Origin of the sequence: Paraburkholderia sp. NMBU_R16, assembly GCF_013282575.1 — a bacterium.
Taxonomy (GTDB): domain Bacteria; phylum Pseudomonadota; class Gammaproteobacteria; order Burkholderiales; family Burkholderiaceae; genus Trinickia.
Map to the genome: position 1 here is coordinate 1 of NZ_JAAAYE010000299.1, position 478 is coordinate 478.

Sequence of the window (478 nt, forward strand, 5' to 3'; positions counted from 1 at the left end):
TGGGCGATGTCCAATCATCTGTACACGGAGCTGATGCTGCGTGCGCTCGACATGGCACTCGTACAGCGTCGCCCCGGGGGCGTCATTCACCACTCGGATCAGGGGTGTCAATACACCTCGCTTGCCTTCGGCCGGCGCTGTCGCGAAGCGGGGGGGCGCCCTTCGATGGGCACAGTGGGGGATTGCTTCGACAATGCCATGTGCGAGAGCTTCTTCGCCACGCTCGAATGCGAACTGCTGGCCCGCTCGCGCTTCCAATCGCACGAGCAAGCTCGACGTGAGTTGTTCGCCTTCATCGAGGGTTGGTACAACCTCGGCCGCCGACACAGCGCGATCGGCTACCACGCCCCAATCCGCTACGAAACGTTGCATCAACAAAAAATGCTCGCTGCTAGCGAGTTGCCCACCGCCGGCCGGCGTCGTGGTCGTGATAGGCGACCCGCCGACCGACCGTGGACAACTCGCGCAAGCGCCCAAC

At 63.4% G+C, this 478-nt stretch carries 1 pseudogene; it reads left to right on the forward strand.

Annotated features, from left to right (window positions below):
- Positions 1–375 (forward strand): annotated as a pseudogene (locus GWC77_RS28335) (integrase core domain-containing protein); the annotation flags it as partial.
- Between the last annotated feature and the right edge of the window lie 103 nt (positions 376–478).